This window comes from Aquisalimonas lutea, assembly GCF_030409225.1.
GTDB lineage: Bacteria > Pseudomonadota > Gammaproteobacteria > Nitrococcales > Aquisalimonadaceae > Aquisalimonas > Aquisalimonas lutea.
The window spans coordinates 41015-65483 of record NZ_JAUFPK010000007.1; the positions used below are offsets into that span (position 1 = coordinate 41015).

Sequence of the window (24469 nt, forward strand, 5' to 3'; positions counted from 1 at the left end):
GGCCGGCGCGGCGGGCGGCGGTCGCGGTGCGGCCATCCGGGTGTGTGCCGGGGGTGCGGTGCGCTATCCTGCGAGCCTTTGCTCCGGTGACGGCGGCTGTTTGACGGTGATCGTGCCGACAGCCCGTTTGCGCGCAACTCCGGGAGACCCGCATGACGGAAGGGACGCAACCGGCTCACTACCACCAGCTGTGGTTCCTGCTCGCGGCGGTGGTCCTGGCCGGCTTCCTGATCTACCTGCTCCAGCCCATTCTGCTGCCCTTCCTGGTGGGCGGGCTGCTCGCGTATCTGGGCGATCCGATGGTGGACCGGCTCCAGCGCCTGGGTCTGGGCCGCACACCGGGCGTGGTGGCGGTGTTCGTCGTGCTCACGCTGCTGGCAACCGGCGCAGTGCTGATTCTTCTGCCCCTGATCGGTCGGCAGGTGAATGCGCTGGGCGGCTACATCCCCGTTGCCGTGGAGTGGTTCCAGGGCCGGCTGGTGCCCATGCTGGAGACGTATCTCGGCGTTGACCCGGAGGCGCTGGATCTCGGGCGGCTGCGTACGGTCCTGGCCGAGAACTGGCAGACCGGAGGCGACGTGGCGGCCATGTTGGTGAGCCGCGTGGGACAGTCGGGGATGGCACTGCTGGGCCTGCTGGCCAACCTGGCGCTGATCCCGGTGGTGGCGTTCTATCTCATGCGGGACTGGGACGAGGTCATGGCACGGATCCGCGGCCTGCTGCCGCGTACCCTGGAACCGACGGTCACCCGGCTGGCCGGGGAGTGCGACGACGTCCTGGGGGCCTTCCTGCGCGGGCAGCTGCTGGTGATGCTCAGCCTCGGGGTCGTCTATACCGTGGGGCTGTGGCTGGTGGGGCTGGATCTGGCGATCCTCATCGGCATGCTGGCGGGCGTTGCCAATATCGTGCCCTATCTGGGCTTCATCATCGGCTTCGGTGCCGCCGCGGCCGCCGTCGTGATCCAGTTCAGCGACTGGTTGCTCCCCTTGGTCCTGGTGCTGGCGGTGTTCTCCGTCGGGCAGCTGCTCGAGGGCGCGCTGCTGACCCCGCTGCTGGTGGGGGATCGCATCGGCCTGCATCCGGTGGCGGTCATCTTCGCGGTGCTCGCCGGCGGTCAGCTGTTCGGCTTCACGGGGGTATTGCTGGCACTTCCCGTCGCGGCCATGATCATGGTGCTGCTGCGCTACGCGCACCAGCGCTACAAGGCGAGCAGCTTCTACGAGCACCGGGAATCGCCCGGAGAGGCGACAGAGCCTGATTGACCCGACGCTCCCGGCCGCGCCCGTGGTCACCGCGGCGCCGGGCCGGACGGGTCACGCGTGATCGTCGGCCGCCGCGCGGCTCAGCTCCCGGTAGGCCTCCAGCCGCTGCCGCAGTGCGCCCGTGAACGGGTACGAGCGATCGGTTGCCAGGTCGGTATTCACCAGCACCGTGTGGCCCTGTACCCGCAGCTCGCCCGAGACGTACCCCGTGAAGGCGAGATGCAGCGACGACCGGCCCAGGTGGGTGATGCGCACCTCGATCTCCAGCAGCTCCCCCAGGCGCGAGGGATGCAGGAAGCGGCAGTCCGAGGCGACCGCGGGCAGGCCGTTGCCGCTGCGCAGGATGTGGTCCGCGTAGTCGATCCCGAGCCAGTGGTTGAACCAGTCCTCCACGGCGACCTGGAAGAATTCGAAGTAGCGCGGATAGAACACGATCCCCGCCGGGTCCGTGTCGCCGAAGCGGATGCGGATGGGGGAGCGGAACAGCGCCGTCGTTGCCAAGGGGGATTCCTCCGTCACTCGGACGGCGAGCGGCCCGCACGCCGTTCCACGACCCCCCGCACCGCCGCCTTGGTCCGGGCAAGGAGCTGATTCAGGGTCCGGATCTCCTCCAGGGGCATATCGGCGAGAAGCTCCTCCAGCCAGGCCTCGTGTCGTTCGGCGACCGTCAGGAACGTGCGCTTGCCCTGCTCCGTCAGGGCGACCAGCTGCACCCGGCGGTCGTTCTCCAGCGGCTGGCGCGCCACGTGACCGTCCCTCTCCAGGCGGTCCACCACGCCGGTGACATGGCCGCCCGAGACCAGCAGACGGCGCGAGAGCTCCGACATGGTCTGCGGCGCCCCCGCGTGCTCGAGCTCCGAGAGGACATCGAACTGTGCCAGGGTGATGTCGAAATGCTCCCGCAGGCGGGTGCGGAGCTGGTTCTCGATGACCGTGGTTACCGGCAGGAGCCGCAGCCACAGCCGCAGGGATTCCTTGCTCCGTGAGGCCTCGACGGATGCCGTGCCGTCCTCGGCCCGCGCCGTCGTTCCGCTCTGCGCTGATGTGTCGTCGTGCTGAAGGGTCATGACCGTGTCTCGTGCCTGTCCGTCGGGGCAGCGTCCATGGCTGCCGGCCATCGGCGGGTGGGCCCGCCTGGGCCGGAGTTTACGCAGGGCCGCCGGCCGTGTCAGGTGAATGTCCGTTGCATTCTATCGCTTTCCGATTTTCCTTTACACCAAAAATATTGTTATCTAAAGTTAATCACGAGACAGGCTCGGAGAGCGGCAATGACGGCTCGGGCAGCACACGCAATCGTTACCGGAGCGGGGCGCGGTATCGGCGCCGCCATCGCCGCCCGCCTGGCCGCGGAGGGCTTTGCCGTGCACCTGGCGGGACGCACCGCGGCCGCCCTGGAGGCGCAGGCCGCCGAGCTTCGCGCCGGCGGGCATGCCGAGGTGCACTGCCACGCCCTGGACGTCACCGATGCCGCGCAGGTCGAGCAGTTGTTCACGCGCCTCGACGCGCTCTGCGCAGCCCCCGCCGTGGTCGTGAACAACGCCGGCATCTCCGGCAGCGTCCCCTTTCACCGGATGGAGCATGCCCACTGGCAGTCGATGTTCTCGGTCAACGTCGACGGTGTCTTCCACGTGTGCCGGGCCGCCGTGCCGCGGATGCGCGAGGCCGGGTACGGCCGCATCGTCAACGTCGCCTCCACGGCCGGCCTCAAGGGCTACGCCTACGTGGCCGCCTATGTCTCGGCCAAGCACGCCGTGATCGGGCTCACCCGCGCCCTGGCGCTCGAGTGCGCCCGCTCCGGCATCACCGTCAACGCCGTGTGCCCCGGGTTCGCGGACACGGACATGACCGCGGAGACGGTGCGCAACATTGTCGACAAGACCGGGCGCACGGAGTCGGAAGCACTGGCGGAGCTCACCGCCGGCAACCCCCAGGGGCGGCTCGTCCAGCCCGGGGAAGTCGCCGATGCCGTGGCCTGGCTGGCCGGCGAGGGGGCGGGCGCCGTCACCGGCCAGTCCATCGCCGTGGCCGGCGGCGAGGTGACGCCGTGAGTGCCGCAGTGCGCCGCGGCCGCTGATGCGCAAACGAGGAGACGAAGGATGAAGGCAGCCGATTTCCGCCCGGAGCACTTCCAGTGGCAGGTCACGGACCGGGTGGCCACCGTGACGCTGAACCGGCCGGAGCGGAAGAACCCGCTGACGCTGGACAGCTACGCCGAGCTGCGGGACACGTTCCGCCAGCTGCCGTACTGCGACGACGTCAAGGCGGTGGTCGTCACCGGCGCCGGGGGCAACTTCTGCTCGGGCGGCGACGTCCACGAGATCATCGGGCCGCTGGTGGAGATGCGTCGCCGGGGCCGCATGGACGACCTGCTGGCGTTCACGCGCATGACCGGCGACCTGGTCAAGGCCATGCGGCACTGCCCGCAGCCGGTGATCGCCGCCATCGACGGCGTCTGCGCCGGCGCCGGCGCCTGCATCGCCATGGCGTCCGACATCCGCTACGGCACGCCGGAGAGCAAGGTGGCCTTCCTGTTCAGCCGCGTGGGGCTTGCGGGCTGCGACATGGGCGCCTGCTCCATGCTGCCGCGGATCATCGGCCAGGGGCGCGCGGCGGAAGTGCTCTACACCGGCCGCTCGATCACCGCGGAGGAGGCCGAGCGCTGGGGCCTGTACAACCGCATCGTCGCCGCGGACGACCTGGGGCGGGAGGCAGCGGAGTTCGCCCGTGGTCTGGCGCACGGGCCCAGCTTCGCCCACGCCATGACCAAGAAGACCCTCCACCAGGAGTGGAGCATGGGCGTGGACGAGGCCATCGAGGCCGAGGCCCAGGCGCAGGCGATCTGCATGCAGAGCGCGGATTTCGAGCGCGCCTACGAGGCGTTCATCAACAAGCAGCGGCCGGCGTTCGAGGGCAACTGACATGGCGGACCGCAGCTTCCTGGAATGGCCGTTCTTCGATGACCGCCACCGTGCCCTGGCGGCACGGCTGGAGGCCGTTGCCGACGAGCTGGCGGAGCTGGAGCACGACGGCTCGCTGGACATGGACGCGATCTGCCGTGCGGTGGTCGCCCGCCTGGGCGCGGAAGGGCTGCTGGATTACGCCGTCAGCACCGACCCGCAGCGGCCCCTGGACGTCCGCAGCATCTGCCTGGCCCGGGAGATCCTCGGCTACCGCTTCGGCCTGGCCGATTTCGCCTTCGCCATGCAGGGGCTGGGGTCGGGCCCCATCGCCATGTTCGGCACCGACGCCCAGCGCGCCCGCTATCTGCCGGGGGTGCAGCGGGGCGAGCGCATCGCCGCCCTGGCCATGTCGGAGCCCGGCGCCGGCTCCGACTTCGCGGCGCTCACCACCACCGCCAGGCGCGACGGCGACGCCTGGGTGCTCGACGGCACCAAGACGTGGATCTCCAACGCCGGCATCGCCGATCAGTACACGGTCTTCGCCAAGACGGATATGGATGCCGGGGCCCGGGGGATCTCGGCGTTCATCGTGGAGGCGGACGACCCCGGCTTCCGGGTGAGCGAGCGTATCGACGTCATCGCCCCGCACCCGCTGGGAACGCTGGTCCTGGACGAGTGCCGGATCCCCGCCGACCGGATCCTGGGCGCCCCGGGGGACGGCTTCAAGGCGGCCATGAGCAACCTGGACATCTTTCGCTCGTCGGTGGGGGCGGCGGCCCTGGGGTTCGCCCGGCGGGCGCTGGACGAGGCGCTGGCGCACAGCGACGGGCGGGAGCTGTTCGGCGGCCGCCTGTCCGACTTCCAGCTGACCCAGGAGAAGGTGGGCGACATGGCCATGGAGATCGACGCCATGGCCCTGCTCGTCTACCGCGCCGCGTGGGTCAAGGACGTCCAGCAACGGCGCGTGACCCGCGAGGCATCCATGGCCAAGACCTACGCCACGGAGGCGGCCCAGCAGATCATCGACCGCGCCGTCCAGCTCCACGGTGCCCTGGGCACCGTCGCCGGCAACAAGGTCGAGGAGCTCTACCGGGAGATCCGTGCCCTGCGGATCTACGAGGGCACCACCGAGGTGAACAAGCTGGTTATTGCGGCACAGACATACAAGGCGCACCGCGAAGGCGCCTGAGACGCCGGCCATCCGGCGAAGGCTTGGGGGAGGAGAGAGTCATGACGGGTTTCAGCGCCCACGTTGACCGGTTTACCGAGACGCATCTGCCGCCGCGGGAGGCGTGGCCCGACATGCGCTACGACACGCTGCCGGAGCTGCGCGACATCCCCGAGCAGGTGAACTGCGCGGTGCTGCTGGACCGCCAGGCCGAGCAACGTGGCGACCGCCCGGCGCTGCACTACAACGGCACCACCTGGAGCTACGCCGAGCTGCGCGAGCAGGCCGACCGCATCGCCCACGTCCTGGTGGACGATCTCGGTGTTCAGCCGGGCAACCGCGTCCTGCTGCGGGCGCCCAACAACCCCATGATGGTGGCGGCCTGGTTCGCGGTGATGAAGGCCGGCGCCGTGGCGGTGGCGACCATGCCCCTGTTGCGCGCCCGCGAGCTCCAGCCGGTGTGCGAGCGCGCGCGGATCGAGGTGGCGCTGTGCGACCACCGCCTGCGCGACGACCTGGAGCAGGTCATGGCGACCTCGCCTCTGTCCCGGGCGCTGTATTTCTACGGCGGCGACGCCGCGGACAGCCTGGAAGCGCGCATTGCGGACAAGCCGGCCCGCTTCGGGACCGTGGCCACCGCCGCCACGGATACCTGCCTGATCGCCTTCACCTCCGGGACCACCGGCACGCCCAAGGGATGCATGCATTTCCACCGGGACGTCATCGCCATCGCCGAGACGTTCGGGCGCCACGTGCTGCGGCCGGGCCCGGACGACGTGTTCGCCGGCAGCCCGCCGCTGGCGTTTACCTTCGGTCTCGGGGCCCTGGTGGTGTTTCCCTTCTGGGCCGGCGCGAGCACGGTGCTGGTGGAGCGCTATACCCCGGAGACGACGCTGGAGACGGTCCAGAAGCACGGGGTGACCACGCTGTTCACGGCGCCGACGGCCTACCGCGGCATGGTGGACCGGGTGTCCGACTACGATCTCTCCAGCCTGCACACCTGCGTCTCCGCCGGGGAGACGCTGCCGCGGCCCACCTGGGACGACTGGTACCGGGCGACGGGCGTGAAGATCATCGACGGCATCGGCTCCACGGAGATGCTGCACATCTTCATCGGCTCGTCCGGCGATGCCATCCGGCCGGGCTCCACCGGGCGTCCGGTGCCCGGCTACGAGGCCCGGGTGCTGGACAAGCACGGGCGCGAGGTGCCGGCCGGCACCGTGGGCAATCTCGCCGTCCGCGGGCCCACGGGCTGCCGCTACCTGGACGATCCCGACCGGCAGGCGGGCTACGTGCGCGACGGCTGGAACTGGACCGGGGACGCCTACAGCCGCGACGAGGACGGCTACTTCTGGTACGCCTCGCGCACCGACGACCTGATCGTCAGCGGCGGCTACAACATCTCGGGGCCGGAGGTGGAGCGTGCGCTTCTGGAGCATCCCGCCGTGCACGAGTGTGCCGTGGTCGGGCTTGCCGACCAGGAGCGCGGCCAGCGCGTGACCGCGTTCGTGGTCCTGCGGGACGAGTACGATGCCACGGGCGAGGTGGCGCGCAGCCTGCAGGAGCACGTCAAGGCATCCCTGGCCCCGTACAAGTATCCGCGCACGGTGGAATTCCTGGATGACCTGCCGCGCACGGCCACCGGCAAGATCCAGCGCTTCCGGCTGCGCGAGCTCGGGACGGGCGGCGGGCCCGGGGCGATTGCGGACTAACCGACGAGGAGACGTATCATGGTCGAGATTGTGCAGCCCCAGGGATGGCCAAGGCCGCGCGGCTACTCCAACGGCACCACGGCGGAAGGGCGGATGGTGTTCGTCGGCGGGCAGGTGGGCTGGACCGAGGAGATGCAGTTCGAGGCGCGGGATTTCGTCGGCCAGGTCCACCAGGCCCTGCGCAACACCGCCGCGGTGCTGCATGCCGCCGGCGCCCGGCCGGAGCACGTGGTGCGCATGACGTGGTTCGTCACCGACAAGCGCGAGTACCTGGACAACGCCGCCGCCATGGGGCAGGTCTATCGCGACGTCATGGGCAAGCACTTTCCCGCCATGTCCCTGGTCCAGGTGGCCGACCTGGTCGAGGACGACGCCAAGGTGGAGATCGAGACCACGGCGGTGGTGCCGCGCGAGGAGACGGGGCCATGAGGATCCGCATTGTCGGCAGCGGGCCGGCGGGCCTGTATTTCGCCATCCTGATGAAGAAGCAGGATCCGGACGCGGACATCCAGGTCTTCGAGCGCAACCGGGCCGACGACACCTTCGGCTTCGGCGTGGTGTTCTCCGACGAGACCCTGGGCGAGTTCCTCGACTACGACGAGCCCAGCTACCGCGCCATCACCGAGCGCTTCGCCTACTGGGACGAGATCGACGTCCACGTCGGCGGCGAGTGCATCCGCTCCGGGGGCCACGGGTTCTGCGGCATCGCCCGCCGGGAGCTGCTCATGGTGCTGCAGCAGCGCGCCCGCGAGCTCGGCGTGATCATGCACTTCGGCACCGAGGTGGCGAGCCTGGAGACGCTCGCCGACGCCGACGTCATCATCGGCGCCGACGGCATCAACTCCCTGGTGCGCGAGACCTACCGCGAGCATTTCCGCCCCAGCGTCGACGTGCGCCCGAACAAGTTCGTTTGGCTGGGCACCACCAAGCCGCTGGATACCTTCACCTTCATCTTCCGGCAGACGGACTACGGCCTGTTCCAGGTCCACGCCTACCGCTACAACGACGAGCTGACCACCTGGATCGTCGAGACCACCAACGATACCTGGCAGCGGGCCGGCCTGGACGATGCCACCGAGGAAGAGACCGTCGCCTTCTGCGAGGAGCTGTTCGCCGACTTCCTGGACGGGCACCCGCTGGTGACCAACCGCTCGATCTGGCGCAACTTCCCCACCATCAAGTGCGAGCGCTGGGTCCACGACAACGTCGTGCTCATCGGCGACGCGGTGCACACCGCCCATTTCTCCATCGGCTCCGGTACCAAGCTCGCCATGGAGGACGCCATCCACCTGCTGGAGGCCTTCCGGGCGTATGCGGACGACCCGCGGGCCGCGCTGCAGGCGTTCGAGCAGGGGCGCCAGGAGGAGGTCTCCAAGCTGCAGCACGCCGCCCAGGTGAGCCTGGAGTGGTTCGAGCACACGCCGCGCTACCAGCACATGGACCCGCTGCAGATCGCGTTCAGCCTGCTGTCGCGTTCCAAGCGCATCACCTACGACAACCTGCGCCTGCGCGACAACGCCTTCGTCGACCGGGTGGACCGCTGGTTCGCCGACCGCGTCCGGCGCGATCTCGGCTTCGCGGTGGCGACCGAGGACCCGGTGCCGCCGATGTTCCAGCCGTTCCGGCTGCGCGACATGGAGCTGGCCAACCGCGTCGTGGTCTCGCCCATGTGCCAGTACTCCGCCAGTGACGGCTACCCCAACGACTGGACGTTCCAGCATCTCACCAGCCGCGCCATCGGCGGCGCCGGCCTGGTGTTCACGGAGATGACGGACATCTCCGAGGAGGGGCGCATCACGCCGGCGTGCACGGGCATTTACTGCGACGGGCACGTGGCCGCCTGGCGCCGGATCACCGATTTCGTCCACCGGCACACGCGGGCGAAGATCTGCCTGCAGATCGCCCACGCCGGCCCCAAGGCGTCCACCTGCCTGCCGTGGCAGGGCAAGGGCATGGACTACCCGCTGCCCGAGGGCAACTGGCCGATCATGGCCGCCTCCGCCGTGCCGTACCGGGAGGAAAGCCAGGTGCCGCGGGCCATGGACCGGGACGACATGGACAAGGTCGTGGCCGACTTCGTCGCCGCGGCCCGGCGCGCCGAGCAGGCCGGCTTCGACATGATCGAGATCCACATGGCCCACGGCTACCTGCTGTCGAGCTTCATCACGCCGCTGATGAACCGCCGCGACGACGAATACGGCGGCGGCATCGACAATCGCATGCGCTTCCCGCTGGAGGTGTTCGCTGCCGTGCGGGCGGTGTGGCCGCAGCACAAGCCCATCTCCGTGCGCATCTCGGCGACGGACTGGATGGAGGATATCGGCGTCACCGGCGATGACGCGGTGCGCATGGCGCAGATGCTCCGGGAGCACGGCGTCGACATCGTCGATGTCTCCGCCGGGCAGACCTCCACCGAGGCGCGGCCGGTGTACGGACGCATGTTCCAGACGCCGTTCGCCGACCAGGTGCGCCAGGAGGCCGGCACCGCTACCATCGCCGTGGGCAACATCACCACCGCCGATCAGGTGAACACCATCCTGGCGGCCGGGCGTGCGGATCTGGTGGCGCTGGCCCGCCCGCACCTGGCGGATCCGTACTTTACCCTGCATGCTGCCGCGGAGTACGGGGTCAGCGGGCAGTACTGGCCGCCCCAGTACGAGGCCGGCAAGTTCCAGGCGGAGGTGCTGGCCCGGCGCAACAACGAGGAGATGGCCGAGCTGCGCGCCGCGGCGCGGCCGGAGAAGCCGCACGAGGCGCTGGCCCGGCTGGATGCGCGGGCGGCAGGCGAAGACAATGCCTCGTTGCAGTACAGTGATTCGTCCGGCCATCGTCGGACGGTGTCCGTCACCGGCGATGGTGCATAACAGCAATAACAGACCAGGAGAAGGAGACCGCCATGAATCGTCTTACAAGAAGTCTCGGCACGATGGCCGTCACGCTCGGGCTCGGTGTCGCCACGGCGACTGCGGCGGAGCCCGTGAAGATCGGCATGGTTACCACGCTGTCCACCGGGGGCGGGTATCTGGGCGAGGAAGTGCGCGACGGCTTCCGGCTCGCCATGCAGCAGGAAGGCGGCGATACCCTGGGCGGCGTCCCGGTGGAGCTGATCGTCGAGGATGACGGCCGCAATCCCGGGCAGGGCCGCCAGATCGCCCAGCGCATGATGCAGAGCGAGGGCGTGCAGATCATGACCGGCAGCATCTTCTCCAACGTGGCCATGGCGGTGATCCCGCAGGTGGTCCGGGAGGGGGTGGTGTTCATCAGCCCCAATGCCGGCCCGAGCCAGCTGGCCGGGGCCCAGTGCCACGAGAACTATTTCAACGCGGCCTGGCAGAACAACGACCTGCACTCGGCCATGGGCAAGTACCTGGAGGATGAGGGCTACGACAACGTCTATCTCCTGGCGCCCAACTACCCGGCGGGCCGCGACGCCTTGACCGGGTTCAAGCGCTACTACGAGGGCAATATCGTCGGCGAGACCTACACGCAGCTGGGGCAGTCGGACTTCGCCGCCGAGATCTCGTCGGTGCGCGAGGCCGACCCGGACGCCGTGTTCTTCTTCCTGCCCGGCGGCGACGGCGTGAACTTCGTGCGGCAGTTCGACGACGCCGAGCTCACCGACCGCTTCCCGCTGTTCGGCGCGGCGTTCTCGTTCGACAACACGCTGGTCCAGGCCGTGGGCGATGCGGCAAGGGGCGCGTTCAACACCTCGCAGTGGAGCGCCGACCTGGACAACGAGGCGAACCGGCAGTTCGTCGCCGCCTACGAGGAGGAGTACGGCAGCAAGCCCACGCTCTACGCCCACCAGGGCTACGATACGGCCCGGCTGATCGGCAGCGCGCTGCGGGCGGTGGACGGCGATCTCAGCGACATGGAGGCGTTCCGCGAGGCCCTGCGCGCCGCGGATTTCGACTCCACCCGGGGGGATTTCCGCTTCAATACCAACCAGCACCCCATCCAGGACATCTACGTCCGCGAGGTGGTCGAGGGTGACGATGGCAAGCTGACCAACCGCCTGGTCGCCAAGGTCATCGAGGATCACGAGGACGCATTCGTGGGCGAGTGCCACCTCTGAGCGCCGTTTCTGGCTGACGCGCCCCGGTACGGGAGCCCCCGTACCGGGGTCCGGATTGCGCGGGGAAATCCATGCTGTTCTTCATCGAGCAGTTGCTGAACGGCTTTCAGCTCGGGGTCACGCTGTTGCTCATGGCCTCGGGCCTGACGCTGATCTTCGGCATCATGCACCTGATCAACCTGGCCCACGGGTCGTTGTTCATGATCGGCGCCTTCGTGGGCGCCACGGTCATGGCCTACACCGGCAGCTTCCTGCTGGCGCTCGCGGGGGGCGTGGCGGCGTCCGGGCTGGTGGGCATGGCGCTGGAGTACACCGTCCTGCGGCGGCTCTACTACCGCGAGCACCTGGACCAGGTGCTGGCGACCTTCGGCATGATCCTGTTCTTCAACGAGCTGGTGCAGATCGTCTGGGGGCGGCGGCCCCTGGGCGTGGATACGCCGTCGTGGCTTTCCTTCACCGTGGAGATCCTGCCCGGGGTGGCGTACCCGGCGCACCGGCTGGCCGTGATCGCCGTCGGCCTGCTGGTGATCGTGGGCCTGTTCTTCCTGATCATGCGGACCCGGGTGGGCATGTGGATCCGCGCCGGCGCCTCCATCCGCGAGATGATCGGCGCGCTGGGCGTGAACATCAATCTGCTCTACACCCTGGTGTTCGGCCTGGGGGCCTGCCTGGCCGGCCTGGCGGGGGTGATGGCCTCGCCGTTGATGTCCGTGCAGGCGGGCATGGGGGAGAACATCCTCATCCTGACCTTCGTGGTCATCGTCATCGGCGGCATCGGCTCACTGCGGGGGGCGGTGGTCGGAGCCGTCCTGGTGGGGGTGGCGGATACCCTGGGCCGGGTCTACTTCCCCGCGCTGTTCCGGCTGTGGGCCGATCCGGCGACGGCGGACGCCGCCGGGGCATCGCTGGCATCGATGACCATCTATCTCGTCATGGCCGTCGTCCTCGCGGTCCGGCCTCAAGGACTGTTCCGTGCCCATGCCTGAGACCAACAAGCGCGCGACGTTTCTCACCCTGGGGGTTCTGGCGTTTCTCGCGATTCTGCCCCCCGTGGCCCTGGCCCTCGACCGGCCCTACATGGTGACGCTGGCGAACCGCATGCTGGTCTACGCCCTGGCCGCGGTGGCCCTGGATCTCGTCATGGGCTACGGACGCATGGTGAGCTTCGGCCACGCGGCCTTCCTCGGCCTCGGCGCCTACACCGTGGGTATCCTGCATCACCACGACGTCATGATGACCCCGTTCCTGTTCGGCTGGGCGGGGAGCAACGAGGCCCTGCTGGCGTGGCCGCTGGCCATGCTGGTGGCCGCCGGCTACGCCCTGCTGGTGGGTGCCATCTCGCTGCGCACCGGCGGCGTGTACTTCATCATGATCACGCTGGCGTTCGCCCAGATGGTGTTCTTCTTCTTCGTCTCGCTGATCGCCTACGGCGGGCGGGACGGCCTGGTGATGTTCTCGCGCAACAGCGTCGCCGGCACCGACATCCTCGGCAGCCGGGTCGTGCTGTACTACGTCTGCCTGGGCTGTCTCGTGGCGGTGCTGGCCTTCCTGGTCATGGTGGTGCGCTCGCGCTTCGGGCGCATCATCGAGGGGTGCCGCCAGAACGAGCAGCGCATGCGGGCGCTGGGATACAAGCCCTTTGTCTACAAGCTCACGGCGTTCGTCCTCTCCGGCGCGCTGGCCGGGCTGGCCGGGGCGCTGCTGGCGAACCACAGCGAGTTCGTCAGCCCGGACTTCCTCAGCTGGGAGAGTTCCGGGCTGCTCATGGTCATGGTGCTCCTGGGCGGCCTGAGCACCCTGGTGGGGCCGATCTACGGGGCGCTGACCCTGTTCGCCCTGGAAGAGGTCCTGGTGGCCTATACGCCGCACTGGCAGCTCGTGCTGGGGCCGGTGCTGATCCTGGCCGTGCTGTTCTTCAAGGGTGGCCTGTACGGCTGGATGACGGGCAAGCGAACGGGGTAGCAACGCATGACGCAAGCACTTCTTCGTGCCGAGGGGTTGCACAAGAGCTACGGCGGGCTGGTGGCCACGCGCCACCTGGATCTCGACCTGCATGCCGGCGAGATCCACGCCATGATCGGCCCCAACGGTGCCGGCAAGACCACCGCCATGGGGCAGTTGTCCGGGGAGCTGGCCCCCGATGCCGGGCGCATCGTGCTCGACGGCGAGGACGTCACCCGGCTGTCCATGCCCGCCCGGGCGCGGCGCGGCATCGCGCGCTCCTACCAGATCACCGCCGTGTTCGAGGAATTCACCGTCCGCCAGAACGTTGCCGTCGCCGTGCAGGCCATGGCGCGCCATCATTTCCGGATGGTCCGCCCGGCGCGGCGGGATCCGGAGCTCAACGCCGGGGCCGAGGAGGCCCTGGGGCGCGTCGGGCTGCTGCACCTGGCCGACGAGGTCGCCGCGGATCTCGCCCACGGCCAGAAGCGCCAGCTGGAGCTGGCCATGGTGCTCGCCACGCGCCCGCGGGTGCTGCTGCTCGACGAGCCCATGGCGGGCATGGGCAACGCCGAGGTGGATGCCATGACCCGGCTGCTCGAGGAGCTGCGCAGTCACTACGCCATCCTGCTGGTGGAGCACGACATGGACGTGGTCTTCCGCGTGGCGGATCGCACCACGGTGCTGGTGGACGGCGCCGTACTGGCATCGGGGGCGCCGGAGGCGATCCGCAGCGATGCCCGGGTGCAGGCAGCCTATCTCGAGGAGTCCGCCTGATGATGCTGCAGTTGCAGGGGGTGGAGACCGCCTACGGGAGCTCCCAGGTGCTGTTCGGCGTCGACCTGGAGGTGGGCGAGGGCGAGGCCGTGGCGCTGCTGGGCCGCAACGGCATGGGCAAGACCACCACCATCCGCTCGCTCATGGGCCTCACGCCGCCCCGTCGCGGCAGCGTGCGGTTCGACGGCAGGGAGGTCACCGGCGAGCCCGCCTTCCGCATGGCGCGGCGGGGCATCGGCCTGGTTCCGGAGGGCCGGCTGATCTTTCCCAACCTGGATGTCCGCGAGAACCTGGTCGCCGCCGCGCGGGGCGAGGGCTGGACCCTGGAGAAGGTCTACGAGTTCTTTCCCCGCCTGTACGAGCGCCAGCATCATGGCGGCAACGCCCTGTCCGGCGGCGAGCAGCAGATGCTCGCCATCGGCCGCGCGCTGATGACCAATCCGCGGCTGCTGGTGCTCGACGAGGCGACGGAAGGCCTGGCGCCCTCGCTGCGGGGCGAGATCTGGCGGCGCCTGGAAGAGCTGCGCAGCCAGGGACAGTCGCTGCTGATCATCGACCGCAACATCGACGCGCTGCTGCGCTTCTGCGACCGCTTCTACCTGATCGACAAGGGGCGTATCGGCTGGACCGGGGATGCCGCCGCCATGGCCGCGGATCCGACGCTGCGCCAGCGCTATCTCGGCGTCTGATTGTCCGCGGGATGCAACAGGCGGCGGCTACATGCCGATGGAGAACATGTGCTCCAGGTCGTGGCGCGAGTGCGTCTTGAACGCCACCAGGGTCTCGGTCTTCTGGATGCCTTCCAGCGGGGCGATGTGCTCGGTCACCAGGGCCGCGAGCTCCTCGTTGGTGGGCACGCGGATCAGGGTCACCAGGTCGTAGGTGCCGCCGACGGAGTAGCACTCGGAAATGCCGTCGATGGTGGGAAGGTACTCGGCGATCTCGTTGACCCGCTTCCCCTCCACGTGCATGAGGACGATTGCCGTGACCATTGTGTACTCCGTACGTTTGAGCCGCGCCGGCGGCTGGCAGGATTTTCAAGGTATCACTGAGCCACAGGGGTGACAACAACACGCGGGCCCCACGGGGCGCGCGAGGGGGGCGACATGACGTGGAATGAATACGACGCCGGGGAGCTCGAGCAGCAGTACAACCCCCGGGTATCCGTCGGCGATCCGGCGCCGTACTTCGCCCGGTACCAGGAGCAATCGGAGCAGGCGCGCCGTGAGCTCGCCCACGAATCGGACATCGCCTACGGCGACGGGCCGCTGGAAACCCTGGACGTCTTTCCGGCCGCCTCGCCGGACGCGCCCATCCACGTGTTCATCCACGGGGGCTACTGGCGCAGCCAGGACAAGCGCGACTACGCCTTCATCGCCCGGCACCTCGCCCCGGCCGGGATCACCACCGTGATCCCCAACTACGACCTGTGCCCGGCCGTGACGGTCGCGGAGATCGAAACCGAGCTGGTGCGCTGCCTGGACTTCGTCGTGGCCCGTGCCGGGCGGCTGGGAGGCCGCGCCGACCGTGTCAGCGTATCCGGCCATTCCGCCGGGGGCCAGCTGGTCGCCGCGCTGCTGCGCGATCGGCCGCATTGCCTGCAGGCGGCCGTACCGGTCTCCGGGGTGTTCGATCTGGAACCGCTGTTGTGGACCAGCATCAACAACGAGCTGCACCTGGACGCGGACGAGGCGCGCCGCCGCTCGCCGCTGCGATGGCCTGCGCCGCCCGCGACCGTACCGCTGTGGTGCCTGGTCGGCGGCGGCGAGTCCACGGAGTTCCGGCGGCAGACGGAGGACTACGCGGAGCGCGCCGCACGAGCCGGCGTCCCGGTGGTTCGCGAGGAGATCCCGGATCGCAACCACTTCAGCGTGGTCACCGAGCTCTTCGGCGGCGGGCGCTGGACGGATCGGCTGATCGGCATGATCCGGTCCAGCGGGTGATCCGCCCCGGTCTCGCGCGGGGTTCGGTATTCACCGCACAACGGCGCTGAAACCTGACACGGTTTGCTGAAAGGCTAGCGGGGGACCGGCAGCAGGCCGAGGCGAATCGCGTCGTGAACCAGCCCGGCCATGTTCTGCCGGCCCAGACGGCGCATGATCTGCGTGCGATGGGTCTCCACGGTCTTCACGCTCAGGTTGAGCTCCTCCGCGATGGCCCGGCTCCGGTAGCCGTGGGCCAGCAGCCTCAGCACCTCGCGCTGCCGCCGGGTGAGCGAGGCGTGCCTCGCCGGGGCTTGATCCGTCTCCCGTTCGGTGGTGCACGGCCCGATGGGTTCACGCCCGGGGCAGATAGGCTGTCGCCCCGCGGCGGCCTCGCGGATGGCGGTTTCGAGCTCGTCGACGGTGGCGTCCTTGTGAATGAATCCGCGCGCGCCGGAGGCGATCAGGCGTCGGATATAGCTGTCGCTGATATAGGTGGAAACAACCAGGATATTGACCGCTGGATCAACCGATTGAAGCTGCGCAATCAGATTCCCCGAATCCATCGGCAGCAGCGCCGAATCGACCAGTGCGATGTCCGTGCGGTTGCTCCGGGCCGCGGCGATTGCTTCGCTTCCCGAGCCGGCTTCGGCTACGACCTGAATACCCTCGAACGAGTTGATGAGACCCATCAGAGCGGACCGGATCAGACGGTGATCGTCGGCCAGGAGAACGCGGATCATGGTGCGATTATCAGCATCCTGCAACACTTTGCCATACCTAGTGCCGTGTCCCACAGATAACCTTTCATTCTGAGCGGCCGAGCGCGTTCACGGCAAGCAACGGCGAGCGGTTGCTGCGGCGACGTGCAATAACGGATGTTCTGCGGGAGCGAAAGCCGGAGTGGTTTCGCGACGAAAACTCGGGCGGCATCTGAGCAACGTGCAGCGGGATGTTCCCCGTCCGTGGACAGTACACCGAAAGACGCCTTGCGCAGTATTCGGGACGACAAAGCACCCCAGGAGTTTAGCCCCGGGGGCCGGTGCAGCATGATGGCGCGTACGGCTCCCGGCAACGCTCCCCACCGGTGCATGGCGACATGCCGGTGACCGGCGCTGCCGCCGTTGCCATGCCAATAAAACAAGAAAGATCAACGTCCTGGCGTAATCACGGTTTCCTGGCACGAAGAATGCATAGCTAACGGCGACGGGGTTCGCCGGAGCGACGCCGGCCGCAAGGGCGCGGTCTTGTGAGCGGACCGGCGAGCCCGCCCGTGGGACGGCTCGGGGAGGTGGGCGCGAGAGGTGCTCGCCCGGCCTGTCGGGCAGGACGTGCGCAGACATGTTCTTGACAGGCTGTGAAACCTGTGCCTGACTAAAATGGCAACACCGGCGTCAAAGCCGATGCCGGTGGTACAACCACAAACGGGCAGAGTAGCCCCCCATGCTGACACTGACGTGTCCGGCGTGGGGGGCTTTTTTTTGGTTCTGCGATAGCGCAACCCGGGGTTGCCAGCACGGCACGGCCGGGATGGAGGGGTGACTGATGAAACGACGCGACTTGTTGAAAGGCATGGCCATTGGTGGGGTGGCCGGGGCGTCCGGTCTGGGCGGATTCCCCGGGATCTGGGTGAAGGGCGGGACGGCGCTGGCGGCATCGGGGGATATCCCGGTGGGCGTGCTGTTCTCGCAGACAGGGGCCGTGGCCGTTGTCGAGAGCACCCTCCACGACGCCTGCATGATGGCCATCGAGGAGATCAACGACAGCGGCGGCATCCAGGGCCGCATGCTCAATCCCTACGTCGAGGATCCGGCCTCCGACCCGGCCACGTTCTCGGACCGGGCCAACCGGCTGGTGCGCCGCGACCGCGTGGTGTCCATCTTCGGCTCGTACACCTCGGCGAGCCGCCAGGCGGTGCTGCCGGTGGTGGAGGGGCAGAACAACCTCTACTGGTATCCCACCCTCTACGAGGGGCGCGAGTGCTCGCGCAACGTCATGTACGGCGGGGCGGTGCCGAATCAGCAGCAGCAGGAGTTCGTGCCCTGGCTCAAGGAGAACTTCGGCGGGCGCTTCTACCTGCTCGGCAACGACTACGTTTACCCGCGGGAGGAGAACAACGTCTGCCGCAAGATCCTCGGTGACATCGGCGGCGAGGTCGTCAACGAGGAGTACGTGCCCATGGGGCACGACAGCTTCAGCTCCGTCATCAGCCGCATCCGCCGGGAGGAGCCGGACGTCATCTTCTGCACGCTGGTGGGCGACTCGGACGTGGCGTTCCAGCGCGAGTACCGCAGCGCCGGGCTGGACCCGGAGCGCATGCCCGTAGCGAGCCTGACGCGCTCGGAGGTCGAGGTCAGCGCCATCGGCGGTGACGCGGCGGCCGGGCACTTCTCGTCGGCCCCGTACTTCATGGGGCACGACTCGCCGGAGAACGAGCGCTTCGTCGAGGCCTACCTGCGCAGGTACGGCAGCGACAAGGTCACCCACTTCGTCAATGAGGCCGCCTATTTCCAGGTCTACCAGTTCAAGGCCGCGCTCGAGGCGCTCGGCGACGCCGAGGTGACGCCGGCCGCCATCCGGGACGCGGCCGTGGGCCTGCGCTTCCAGGCGCCGCAGGGGCAGGTCGAGATCGACGGCAACCTCCACACCCACCTCTGGCCCAAGATCGGGCAGTGGCAGTCGGACGGCCAGGCGAAGGTGCTGGTGGAGTCGTCCGAGCGCGTCGCCCCGGAGCCGTACTGGGCCTACGAGGGCCAGATCTGCACCGCGGAGGGACTCCAGCAGGCCTGAGCCCGCTGGCTGCTACTGACGAGCGGCGCCGGCGCCGGCAGGGATGCGGTGCCGGCAGCCGCCACCAAGGGTACGGTACCGGGGAGTAGGTCATGGAGAGCTTGTTCAACGAGGCGTTCATCGGTCTCAGCCTCGCCTCGATTCTCCTGATGGTCGCGCTCGGGCTGGCGATCATCTACGGAACCATGGGCGTGATCAACCTGGCGCACGGGCAGTTCGTCATGCTCGGCGCCTACGGCGCCTGGCTGCTGCAGACCACCTTCGGCCTGAGCCTGCTGGTCGCCATTCCGGTGGTGTTCGTGGTCGTCGCGCTCATCGGGCTCGGCATCGAGCGCACCATCGTGCACCGGCTCTACCGCCGGCCGCTGGACACCATTCTCGCCACCTGGGGCATCGGCATCGTCATCGAGCAGCTGGTGCGTGCCGGGTTCGGCTCGGACTCGCGCTACGTCGCCCGGCCGGCGTTCCTGGAGGACGGCTTCCTGTTTCTCGGCGCCTACGTCTCGTCGTACCGGCTGTTCATCATCCTGTTCTCGCTGGCGATGCTCGCAGCGACCTGGTACCTGCTGTTCCGTACCGAGTTCGGCACGAAGCTCCGCGCCGTCATCCAGAACACCGAGATCTCGCGGTGCTACGGCATCAGCGCCAAGCGGGTGTACGCGTTGACGTTCGCCTACGGTGCCGGCCTGGCGGCCGTCGCCGGCGCCCTGGTGACACCGCTGGTGAGCGTCACGCCGACCATGGGCACCAGCTTCGTGGTCGATGCCTTCCTGGTGGTGATCGTCGGCGGCGTGGGCAGCGTGCTCGGCTCCGCGGCCTCGGCGCTCATGATCGGTGAGGCCTCCGCGTGGCTGTCGTTTCTGTCGTCGGAGACCACCGGCCGGATTCTCATTCTTCTCGGCGTGATCGTGCTGATCCGGTTCCGGCCCCAGGGCCTGTTCCCGGACACGGTTCGGCGCTAGGGGGTAAGGCATGAACAAGGGTTTTACCGTCGACTGTATCGGCTACGCGCTGTTCGCCGCCTTCGTCCTGCTGCTGATGCCGTGGATGGTCGATTTCAGCGGCTACGAGCTCAACAGCTATGCGCGCTACCTCGCCCTGGGCGTTGTGGCGGCGGCCGTCGCCCTGTCGTGGGGGACGGCCGGGATCCTCAACCTCGGCCAGGCGCTCACGTTCGGCATCGGCTCCTACGTCATGGCCATGCATCTCAAGCTCAAGGCGAGCGCGTCCCAGCCGGGCGGCATGCCGGACTTCATGGTATGGACCAACGTCGAGAGCCTGCCGTGGTTCTGGGAGCCCTTCCGCTCGCTGCCCCTGACCCTCGCCGCCGGGGTCCTGGTGCCGGTGATCGTCGCCGGGCTGCTCGGCATGTTCATGTTCCGCGGCCGCATCACCGGCGTGTTCGTGGCCATCATCACGCTGTCGCTGATGCTCGCCGTGCAGCTGTGGATCATCAACGAGCAGGGCTGGACCGGCGGCGAGAACGGCATCACCAGCCTGGCGCCGCTGGAGCTGTTCGGCTGGAGCGTGGATACCTACTCGCTGCCGTTCTATTACCTGGCGGCCGGCTGCCTGCTCGCGGTCCTGGCCCTGGGGCTGGTGCTGATCCGCAGCAAGGCCGGGCTGGTGCTGCGCGCCATCAAGGACGACGCCGCCCGCGTGCGCTTCTTCGGCTACGACGTCGCCCGCTACGAGACCATCGTCTTCTCCGCCTCCGCAGCCATGGCGGGGGTCGCGGGCATGCTGTACTGCCTGGTGCTGGAGTTCGCCTCGCCCACGTACATGGGCCTGTCGCTCAGCCTCGCCATGGTGATCTGGGCCGCCGTGGGCGGCCGGGAGTCCATCGTGGCGGCGGCTCTGGGCGGCATCGGCGTCAACATGGCGGAGGGGCGGCTGTCGGATCTCTTTTTCGACCAGTGGACGCTGATGCTCGGCGTGATCTTCATCGCCGTGGTCCTGTTCCTGCCCCGGGGGTTGTACGGGCTGCTCGACGGCGCCCGGGAAATGCTCAGCGCACGCACGGGCGCGGTCCGCGAGAACGCGGCCGGGGCGGGCAAGGTCGTGCCGCCCACCGGCGTCGCCAGCGAGGGGAAGACAGACTGATGGCTGCATTGATCCTGGAAGGCTTGACCGTGCGCTTCGGCGGCCTCGTGGCCGTCGACGGCCTGGACCTGCACGTGCGCGACGGGGAGCTGCGCTGCCTGCTGGGGCCGAACGGCGCCGGCAAGTCCACCACACTGGACCTGATCTGCGGCAAGACGCAGCCGACGTCCGGGCGCGTGCTCCTCGGCGATCGCGACATCACCGGCCTGCCGGAGTACCAGCGCGCCCGCGCCGGCGTCGGGCGCAAGTTCCAGACGCCGACGGTATTCCGGAGCCTGACCGTTCTCGAGAACCTGGAGATCGGGCGCTCGGCCCGGCCCGGCGTGCTCGACACGCTGCGGGTGTTCCGCACCCCCGTGCGCGGGCGCGTCCAGGACGTCCTGGAAATGGTCGGCCTGGCGGACGCAATCCATACCCGGGCCGACAACCTCTCCCACGGCCAGACCCAGTGGCTGGAGATCGCCATGCTCCTGATGCAGGACTGCAAGGTCATTCTCATGGACGAGCCCACGGCGGGCATGACCGTCCAGGAGACTGCGCAGACCGCGGCGCTTTTCCGCCAGCTGCGCGGCGATCACACCATGATCGTGGTCGAGCACGACATGACCTTTGTCCGCGACATCGCCGAGACCGTCACTGTGATGGACATGGGCAGCCTGCTGGCGGAGGGAAGCATCCGGGAGATCGAGTCCGATCCCGCCGTGCGCGAAGCCTACCTGGCCGATACGGGAGACGAAGCCCATGCTTGAGGCGCGCGAGCTGTATTCCTACTACGGCAAGAGCCCGATCCTCCAGGACGTCGATTTCCGCGTCGAGGAGGGCGGCTTTCTCGGCATCGTCGGCCGCAATGGCGTGGGCAAGACCACGCTGCTGCGCACCATCATGGGCCTGACCGACCGCGCCCGCGGCGTGATGTCCTTCGCCGGGGCCGACCTGCTCGGGCTGAGCACACCCCGGAGAGCCGCCGCGGGCATCGCCTACATTCCCCAGGGCCGGGAGATCATCCCGCGGTTCACCGTGCGCGAGAACCTGATCATGGGCACGTTCCCGCGCAGGGACGGCGCCCGGAGGATCCCGGAGCACATCTTCGAACTCTTTCCCATTCTGGCGGAGTTCATCAACCGCCGCGGCGGCGACCTCTCCGGGGGGCAGCAACAGCAGCTCGCCATCGGGCGCGCCCTGGCCATGGAGCCCCGGGTGCTGCTGCTGGACGAGCCCACCGAGGGCATCCAGCCGAACATCGTGCAGCAGCTGGAGGACGTCATGCGCCGGCTCAACCGGGAGCTCGGGCTGACCATCGTCCTCGTCGAGCAGAACACGCGCTTCATTCGCCAGGCCGCGGACGCCTTCGTCCTGCTGGACAAGGGCCGGGTGGCCCTGCGCGGCCGCGGCGACGAGCTGACCAGTGAGGTAGTCGACCGGTATCTCGCCATCTAGGCGCGATTCGATCGGGCCGTATCCGGGGGCTGGCCTTCCCGTGTATTTCGCACAACGAGCAGGAGGAAAGCGAAATGCGACATGGTGATATTTCGAGCAGTAACGACACCGTCGGCGTCGCCGTGGTGAACTACAAGATGCCGCGGCTGCATACCAAGGCCGAGGTCCTGGACAACGCGCAGAACATCGCCGACATGATCGTCGGCATGAAGAAGGGGCTGCCCGGGATGGACCTGGTGATCTTCCCCGAGTACAGCACCCACGGGATCATGTACGACCCGGACGAGATGATGGCGACGGCGTCGACCGTCCCGGGCGAGGAAACCGAGATCTTCGCCAGGGCCTGTCGTCAGGCGAACACCTGGGGGGTGTTCTCGCTCACGGGCGAGCGCCACGAGGACCACCCCAGCAAGAACCCCTACAATACCCTCATCCTCATGAACAACCACGGGGAGATCGTCCAGAAGTACCGCAAGGTCATTCCCTGGTGCCCCATCGAGGGCTGGTACCCGGGCGGGCAGACGTTCGTCAGCGAGGGCCCGAAGGGCATGAAGGTCAGCCTGATCATCTGCGACGACGGCAACTACCCCGAGATCTGGCGCGACTGCGCCATGAAGGGTGCCGAGCTCATCGTCCGCTGCCAGGGCTACATGTACCCGGCCAAGGACCAGCAGGTGATGATGGCGAAGACCATGGCCTGGGCCAACAACTCCTACGTGGCGGTGGCCAACGCCAGCGGTTTCGACGGCGTCTACAGCTACTTCGGCCACTCGGCGGTGATCGGCTTCGACGGCCGCACCCTGGGTGAGTGCGGTGAGGAGGAGATGGGCATCCAGTACGGCCAGCTGTCCATCTCCCAGATCCGCGACGCCCGGGAGAACGACCAGTCCCAGAACCACCTGTTCAAGCTGCTGCACCGGGGCTATACCGGCATGCATGCCTCGGGCGATGGCGACAAGGGCATGGCGGAGTGCCCGTTCGAGTTCTACAAGACCTGGGTTACCGAGGCGCAGAAGGCCCAGGAGAACGTCGAGCGGATCACCCGCTCCACCGCCGGGACGGCGCAGTGCCCGGTGGGCAGCGTGCCGTACAAGGCGAAGGAGACCGAGGCCGGCCGCTAGGCGCCGGATGCGGATACCCGTCTCGCCCGGCATGCCGGGCGAGACGGGGCGCCGCTTCGATCTGCAGCATTCCCGGGCGAGCCGGGACCTGGCACGTACAGGGAGCACTGATGCCATTCATCAACGACATGCTCGACTCCGTCGAGCGCGACAACGCCGACCGGGAAGCGCTTGCCGCCGAGAGCCGGTCCGGCGTCGCGGCGCCCGCGGGGGACGGCAATGACGCGCTGCGGTCCCGGTATCGCTTCGACGTGGACGCCGTCATGGCCACGGTGCGCCACGAGGTGCGCGGGCAGCCCCAGGCGCTGGACGCCATCGAGCGCATGCTCAAGGTGGTGCGCGCCGATATCGCCGACCCGCGCCGGCCGCCGTTCACGGCCCTGTTCCTCGGGCCCACCGGTGTCGGCAAGACGGAGACGGTGCGCGCCCTGGCCCGGGGCCTCTACGGCGACGCCGACGCCATCTGCCGCGTGGACATGAACACGCTGTCCCAGGAGCACTACGCGGCGGCGCTCACGGGGGCGCCGCCCGGCTATGTCGGCGCCAAGGAGGGCAAGACCATTCTCGACCAGGAGCGGCTGGAGGGGCGCCGCGGCCGGCCCGGGATCGTGCTCTTCGACGAGCTCGAGAAGGCGAGCCCCGAGGTCGTCCAGGCGCTTCTGAACGTGTTCGACAACGGCCAGCTCACCGTGGCGTCGGGGGAGCGGACCTACAGCTTCCGCAACGCGCTGGTGTTCATGACCAGCAATCTGGGCGCCCGCGAGATCCAGCGCCGGGAGCAGGCGGCGCAGTCCGGCTGGCGGCGGTTCCTGCCGGGGGCCCGGGCCGCTGCCACGGCGGGCCTGCAGAGCATGCTGCGGGACCGGCTCAACGAGGCGTTCTCGCCGGAGTTCGTCAATCGCATCGACAACGTCACCGTTTTCAACTGGATCGAGCGGGACCTGGTCGAGGACCTCGTCGACCTGGAGATCGATCGCCTCAACCGGCGCCTGCACAAGCACGGCTGCCGGCTGCAGCTCACCGCGGACACGCGGCGCTACCTGGCGACTGTCGGCTTCGACCGGCAGTACGGCGCCCGGGCGCTGCGACGCACCGTGCGCGCGGAGATCGAGGTGCCGTTCGCCGAGTACCTGCTGAGCTCCTTCGCCGATGACGGCGCCGCGGGCGAGCGGGTCTACGACGCGCAGCGCCGGGGTGGCAGTATACGTTTCGTCCGGCAGGGATAGACTTCGGTGCCGGCGGGTCCGGCAACGAGCAAACG

The 24469-nt window shown here is 68.6% G+C and carries 24 protein-coding genes; 20 read left to right on the forward strand and 4 right to left on the reverse strand.

Annotation, left to right across the window (positions count from 1 at the left end; translation table 11 throughout):
• Positions 1-152 precede the first annotated feature (152 nt).
• A complete protein-coding gene (locus QWY84_RS17945) occupies positions 153-1262 on the forward strand; it encodes an AI-2E family transporter (RefSeq protein ID WP_290204298.1) in 1110 nt (369 codons plus the stop codon).
• Positions 1263-1313: 51 nt separating this feature from the next.
• Here QWY84_RS17945 and QWY84_RS17950 read toward each other — a convergent pair whose 3' ends face one another.
• Both QWY84_RS17950 and QWY84_RS17955 read right to left on the reverse strand, forming a co-directional pair.
• Positions 1314-1763 (reverse strand): acyl-CoA thioesterase, encoded by a 450-nt coding sequence (locus QWY84_RS17950; protein WP_290204299.1) that lies wholly within the window; start codon positions 1761-1763, stop codon positions 1314-1316.
• A gap of 14 nt (positions 1764-1777) precedes the next feature.
• Positions 1778-2329, reverse strand: a complete 552-nt coding sequence (locus QWY84_RS17955; RefSeq protein ID WP_290204300.1) for a MarR family winged helix-turn-helix transcriptional regulator — start codon at positions 2327-2329, stop codon at positions 1778-1780.
• A gap of 201 nt (positions 2330-2530) precedes the next feature.
• Here QWY84_RS17955 and QWY84_RS17960 point away from each other — a divergent pair, with 201 nt between their 5' ends.
• The 11 genes from QWY84_RS17960 to QWY84_RS18010 all read left to right on the forward strand — a co-directional run bounded on the left by QWY84_RS17960 (position 2531) and on the right by QWY84_RS18010 (position 14524).
• Positions 2531-3310 carry an SDR family oxidoreductase gene (locus QWY84_RS17960; RefSeq protein ID WP_290204301.1) on the forward strand — a complete coding sequence of 260 codons (780 nt, stop codon included), beginning with the start codon at positions 2531-2533 and terminating at the stop codon, positions 3308-3310.
• Positions 3311-4180 carry an enoyl-CoA hydratase family protein gene (locus QWY84_RS17965; protein WP_290204302.1) on the forward strand — a complete coding sequence of 290 codons (870 nt, stop codon included), beginning with the start codon at positions 3311-3313 and terminating at the stop codon, positions 4178-4180.
• A 1-nt stretch (position 4181) separates the two neighbouring features.
• Entirely contained in the window at positions 4182-5351 is a 1170-nt protein-coding gene (locus tag QWY84_RS17970) for an acyl-CoA dehydrogenase family protein (protein ID WP_290204303.1), read from the forward strand.
• Between the two features lie 41 nt (positions 5352-5392).
• Positions 5393-7042, forward strand: a complete 1650-nt coding sequence (locus QWY84_RS17975) for a benzoate-CoA ligase family protein (RefSeq protein WP_290204304.1) — start codon at positions 5393-5395, stop codon at positions 7040-7042.
• An 18-nt stretch (positions 7043-7060) separates the two neighbouring features.
• Positions 7061-7471 (forward strand): RidA family protein, encoded by a 411-nt coding sequence (locus QWY84_RS17980; RefSeq protein WP_290204305.1) that lies wholly within the window; start codon positions 7061-7063, stop codon positions 7469-7471.
• On the forward strand, positions 7468-9906 hold the full coding sequence (locus tag QWY84_RS17985) for a bifunctional salicylyl-CoA 5-hydroxylase/oxidoreductase (protein WP_290204306.1): 2439 nt from the start codon (positions 7468-7470) through the stop codon (positions 9904-9906). Before QWY84_RS17980 ends, QWY84_RS17985 begins: the two co-directional genes overlap by 4 nt.
• A 32-nt stretch (positions 9907-9938) precedes the next feature.
• Positions 9939-11117 (forward strand): ABC transporter substrate-binding protein, encoded by a 1179-nt coding sequence (locus QWY84_RS17990; protein ID WP_290204307.1) that lies wholly within the window; start codon positions 9939-9941, stop codon positions 11115-11117.
• A 71-nt stretch (positions 11118-11188) separates the two neighbouring features.
• The gene (locus QWY84_RS17995; protein WP_290204308.1) at positions 11189-12103 is read left to right on the forward strand and encodes a branched-chain amino acid ABC transporter permease; all 915 of its coding nucleotides are present in this window, start codon (positions 11189-11191) and stop codon (positions 12101-12103) included.
• On the forward strand, positions 12096-13079 hold the full coding sequence (locus QWY84_RS18000) for a branched-chain amino acid ABC transporter permease (protein WP_290204309.1): 984 nt from the start codon (positions 12096-12098) through the stop codon (positions 13077-13079). The genes QWY84_RS17995 and QWY84_RS18000 overlap by 8 nt, the downstream gene beginning before the upstream one ends.
• 6 nt (positions 13080-13085) lie before the next feature.
• Positions 13086-13835, forward strand: coding sequence for an ABC transporter ATP-binding protein (locus QWY84_RS18005; protein ID WP_290204311.1), 750 nt, complete (start codon positions 13086-13088; stop codon positions 13833-13835).
• Positions 13835-14524: an ABC transporter ATP-binding protein gene (locus QWY84_RS18010; RefSeq protein WP_290204312.1), complete on the forward strand. Its 690-nt coding sequence runs from the start codon at positions 13835-13837 to the stop codon at positions 14522-14524. The genes QWY84_RS18005 and QWY84_RS18010 overlap by 1 nt, the downstream gene beginning before the upstream one ends.
• 27 nt (positions 14525-14551) lie before the next feature.
• Here the strand turns inward: QWY84_RS18010 and QWY84_RS18015 are convergent, their stop codons facing one another.
• Positions 14552-14827 carry an Lrp/AsnC family transcriptional regulator gene (locus tag QWY84_RS18015; RefSeq protein ID WP_290204314.1) on the reverse strand — a complete coding sequence of 92 codons (276 nt, stop codon included), beginning with the start codon at positions 14825-14827 and terminating at the stop codon, positions 14552-14554.
• 114 nt (positions 14828-14941) lie between these two features.
• Here QWY84_RS18015 and QWY84_RS18020 point away from each other — a divergent pair, with 114 nt between their 5' ends.
• Positions 14942-15778 carry an alpha/beta hydrolase gene (locus tag QWY84_RS18020; RefSeq protein ID WP_290204315.1) on the forward strand — a complete coding sequence of 279 codons (837 nt, stop codon included), beginning with the start codon at positions 14942-14944 and terminating at the stop codon, positions 15776-15778.
• 74 nt (positions 15779-15852) lie between these two features.
• Here the strand turns inward: QWY84_RS18020 and QWY84_RS18025 are convergent, their stop codons facing one another.
• Positions 15853-16500: a response regulator gene (locus QWY84_RS18025; RefSeq protein WP_290204317.1), complete on the reverse strand. Its 648-nt coding sequence runs from the start codon at positions 16498-16500 to the stop codon at positions 15853-15855.
• A gap of 802 nt (positions 16501-17302) precedes the next feature.
• Here QWY84_RS18025 and QWY84_RS18030 point away from each other — a divergent pair.
• The 7 genes from QWY84_RS18030 (at position 17303) to QWY84_RS18060 (ending at position 24434) form a co-directional block, all read left to right on the forward strand.
• On the forward strand, positions 17303-18547 hold the full coding sequence (locus tag QWY84_RS18030) for a transporter substrate-binding domain-containing protein (protein WP_290204318.1): 1245 nt from the start codon (positions 17303-17305) through the stop codon (positions 18545-18547).
• 92 nt (positions 18548-18639) lie between these two features.
• Entirely contained in the window at positions 18640-19509 is an 870-nt protein-coding gene (gene urtB, locus QWY84_RS18035) for an urea ABC transporter permease subunit UrtB (RefSeq protein ID WP_290204319.1), read from the forward strand.
• A 10-nt stretch (positions 19510-19519) separates the two neighbouring features.
• Positions 19520-20650, forward strand: a complete 1131-nt coding sequence (gene urtC, locus QWY84_RS18040) for an urea ABC transporter permease subunit UrtC (protein ID WP_290204320.1) — start codon at positions 19520-19522, stop codon at positions 20648-20650.
• Positions 20650-21399, forward strand: coding sequence for an urea ABC transporter ATP-binding protein UrtD (gene urtD, locus QWY84_RS18045; RefSeq protein WP_290204321.1), 750 nt, complete (start codon positions 20650-20652; stop codon positions 21397-21399). The genes urtC and urtD overlap by 1 nt, the downstream gene beginning before the upstream one ends.
• Complete coding sequence (gene urtE / locus QWY84_RS18050; RefSeq protein WP_290204322.1) at positions 21392-22087, forward strand: urea ABC transporter ATP-binding subunit UrtE; 696 nt, start codon at positions 21392-21394, stop codon at positions 22085-22087. Before urtD ends, urtE begins: the two co-directional genes overlap by 8 nt.
• 74 nt (positions 22088-22161) lie before the next feature.
• Complete coding sequence (locus tag QWY84_RS18055) at positions 22162-23208, forward strand: aliphatic amidase (RefSeq protein WP_290204323.1); 1047 nt, start codon at positions 22162-22164, stop codon at positions 23206-23208.
• A gap of 110 nt (positions 23209-23318) precedes the next feature.
• Positions 23319-24434 carry an AAA family ATPase gene (locus QWY84_RS18060; RefSeq protein ID WP_290204324.1) on the forward strand — a complete coding sequence of 372 codons (1116 nt, stop codon included), beginning with the start codon at positions 23319-23321 and terminating at the stop codon, positions 24432-24434.
• The last annotated feature ends 35 nt before the right edge of the window (positions 24435-24469 follow it).

Excerpts from the sequence above, each read along its gene's own strand:
- QWY84_RS18055 (WP_290204323.1), top strand. The coding sequence starts at position 22,162 with ATGCGACATGGTGATATTTCGAGCAGTAACGACACCGTCGGCGTCGCC.
- QWY84_RS17945 (WP_290204298.1), top strand. The coding sequence starts at position 153 with ATGACGGAAGGGACGCAACCGGCTCACTACCACCAGCTGTGGTTCCTG.
- QWY84_RS17990 (WP_290204307.1), top strand. The coding sequence starts at position 9,939 with ATGAATCGTCTTACAAGAAGTCTCGGCACGATGGCCGTCACGCTCGGG.
- QWY84_RS18015 (WP_290204314.1), bottom strand. The coding sequence starts at position 14,827 with ATGGTCACGGCAATCGTCCTCATGCACGTGGAGGGGAAGCGGGTCAAC.
- urtC (WP_290204320.1), top strand. The coding sequence starts at position 19,520 with ATGAACAAGGGTTTTACCGTCGACTGTATCGGCTACGCGCTGTTCGCC.
- QWY84_RS18030 (WP_290204318.1), top strand. The coding sequence starts at position 17,303 with ATGAAACGACGCGACTTGTTGAAAGGCATGGCCATTGGTGGGGTGGCC.
- QWY84_RS18060 (WP_290204324.1), top strand. The coding sequence starts at position 23,319 with ATGCCATTCATCAACGACATGCTCGACTCCGTCGAGCGCGACAACGCC.
- urtB (WP_290204319.1), top strand. The coding sequence starts at position 18,640 with ATGGAGAGCTTGTTCAACGAGGCGTTCATCGGTCTCAGCCTCGCCTCG.
- QWY84_RS18010 (WP_290204312.1), top strand. The coding sequence starts at position 13,835 with ATGATGCTGCAGTTGCAGGGGGTGGAGACCGCCTACGGGAGCTCCCAG.
- QWY84_RS17995 (WP_290204308.1), top strand. The coding sequence starts at position 11,189 with ATGCTGTTCTTCATCGAGCAGTTGCTGAACGGCTTTCAGCTCGGGGTC.
- QWY84_RS17970 (WP_290204303.1), top strand. The coding sequence starts at position 4,182 with ATGGCGGACCGCAGCTTCCTGGAATGGCCGTTCTTCGATGACCGCCAC.
- QWY84_RS17955 (WP_290204300.1), bottom strand. The coding sequence starts at position 2,329 with ATGACCCTTCAGCACGACGACACATCAGCGCAGAGCGGAACGACGGCG.
- QWY84_RS17980 (WP_290204305.1), top strand. The coding sequence starts at position 7,061 with ATGGTCGAGATTGTGCAGCCCCAGGGATGGCCAAGGCCGCGCGGCTAC.
- QWY84_RS17960 (WP_290204301.1), top strand. The coding sequence starts at position 2,531 with ATGACGGCTCGGGCAGCACACGCAATCGTTACCGGAGCGGGGCGCGGT.
- QWY84_RS17985 (WP_290204306.1), top strand. The coding sequence starts at position 7,468 with ATGAGGATCCGCATTGTCGGCAGCGGGCCGGCGGGCCTGTATTTCGCC.
- urtE (WP_290204322.1), top strand. The coding sequence starts at position 21,392 with ATGCTTGAGGCGCGCGAGCTGTATTCCTACTACGGCAAGAGCCCGATC.
- QWY84_RS18005 (WP_290204311.1), top strand. The coding sequence starts at position 13,086 with ATGACGCAAGCACTTCTTCGTGCCGAGGGGTTGCACAAGAGCTACGGC.
- QWY84_RS17975 (WP_290204304.1), top strand. The coding sequence starts at position 5,393 with ATGACGGGTTTCAGCGCCCACGTTGACCGGTTTACCGAGACGCATCTG.
- QWY84_RS18020 (WP_290204315.1), top strand. The coding sequence starts at position 14,942 with ATGACGTGGAATGAATACGACGCCGGGGAGCTCGAGCAGCAGTACAAC.
- urtD (WP_290204321.1), top strand. The coding sequence starts at position 20,650 with ATGGCTGCATTGATCCTGGAAGGCTTGACCGTGCGCTTCGGCGGCCTC.
- QWY84_RS18025 (WP_290204317.1), bottom strand. The coding sequence starts at position 16,500 with ATGATCCGCGTTCTCCTGGCCGACGATCACCGTCTGATCCGGTCCGCT.
- QWY84_RS18000 (WP_290204309.1), top strand. The coding sequence starts at position 12,096 with ATGCCTGAGACCAACAAGCGCGCGACGTTTCTCACCCTGGGGGTTCTG.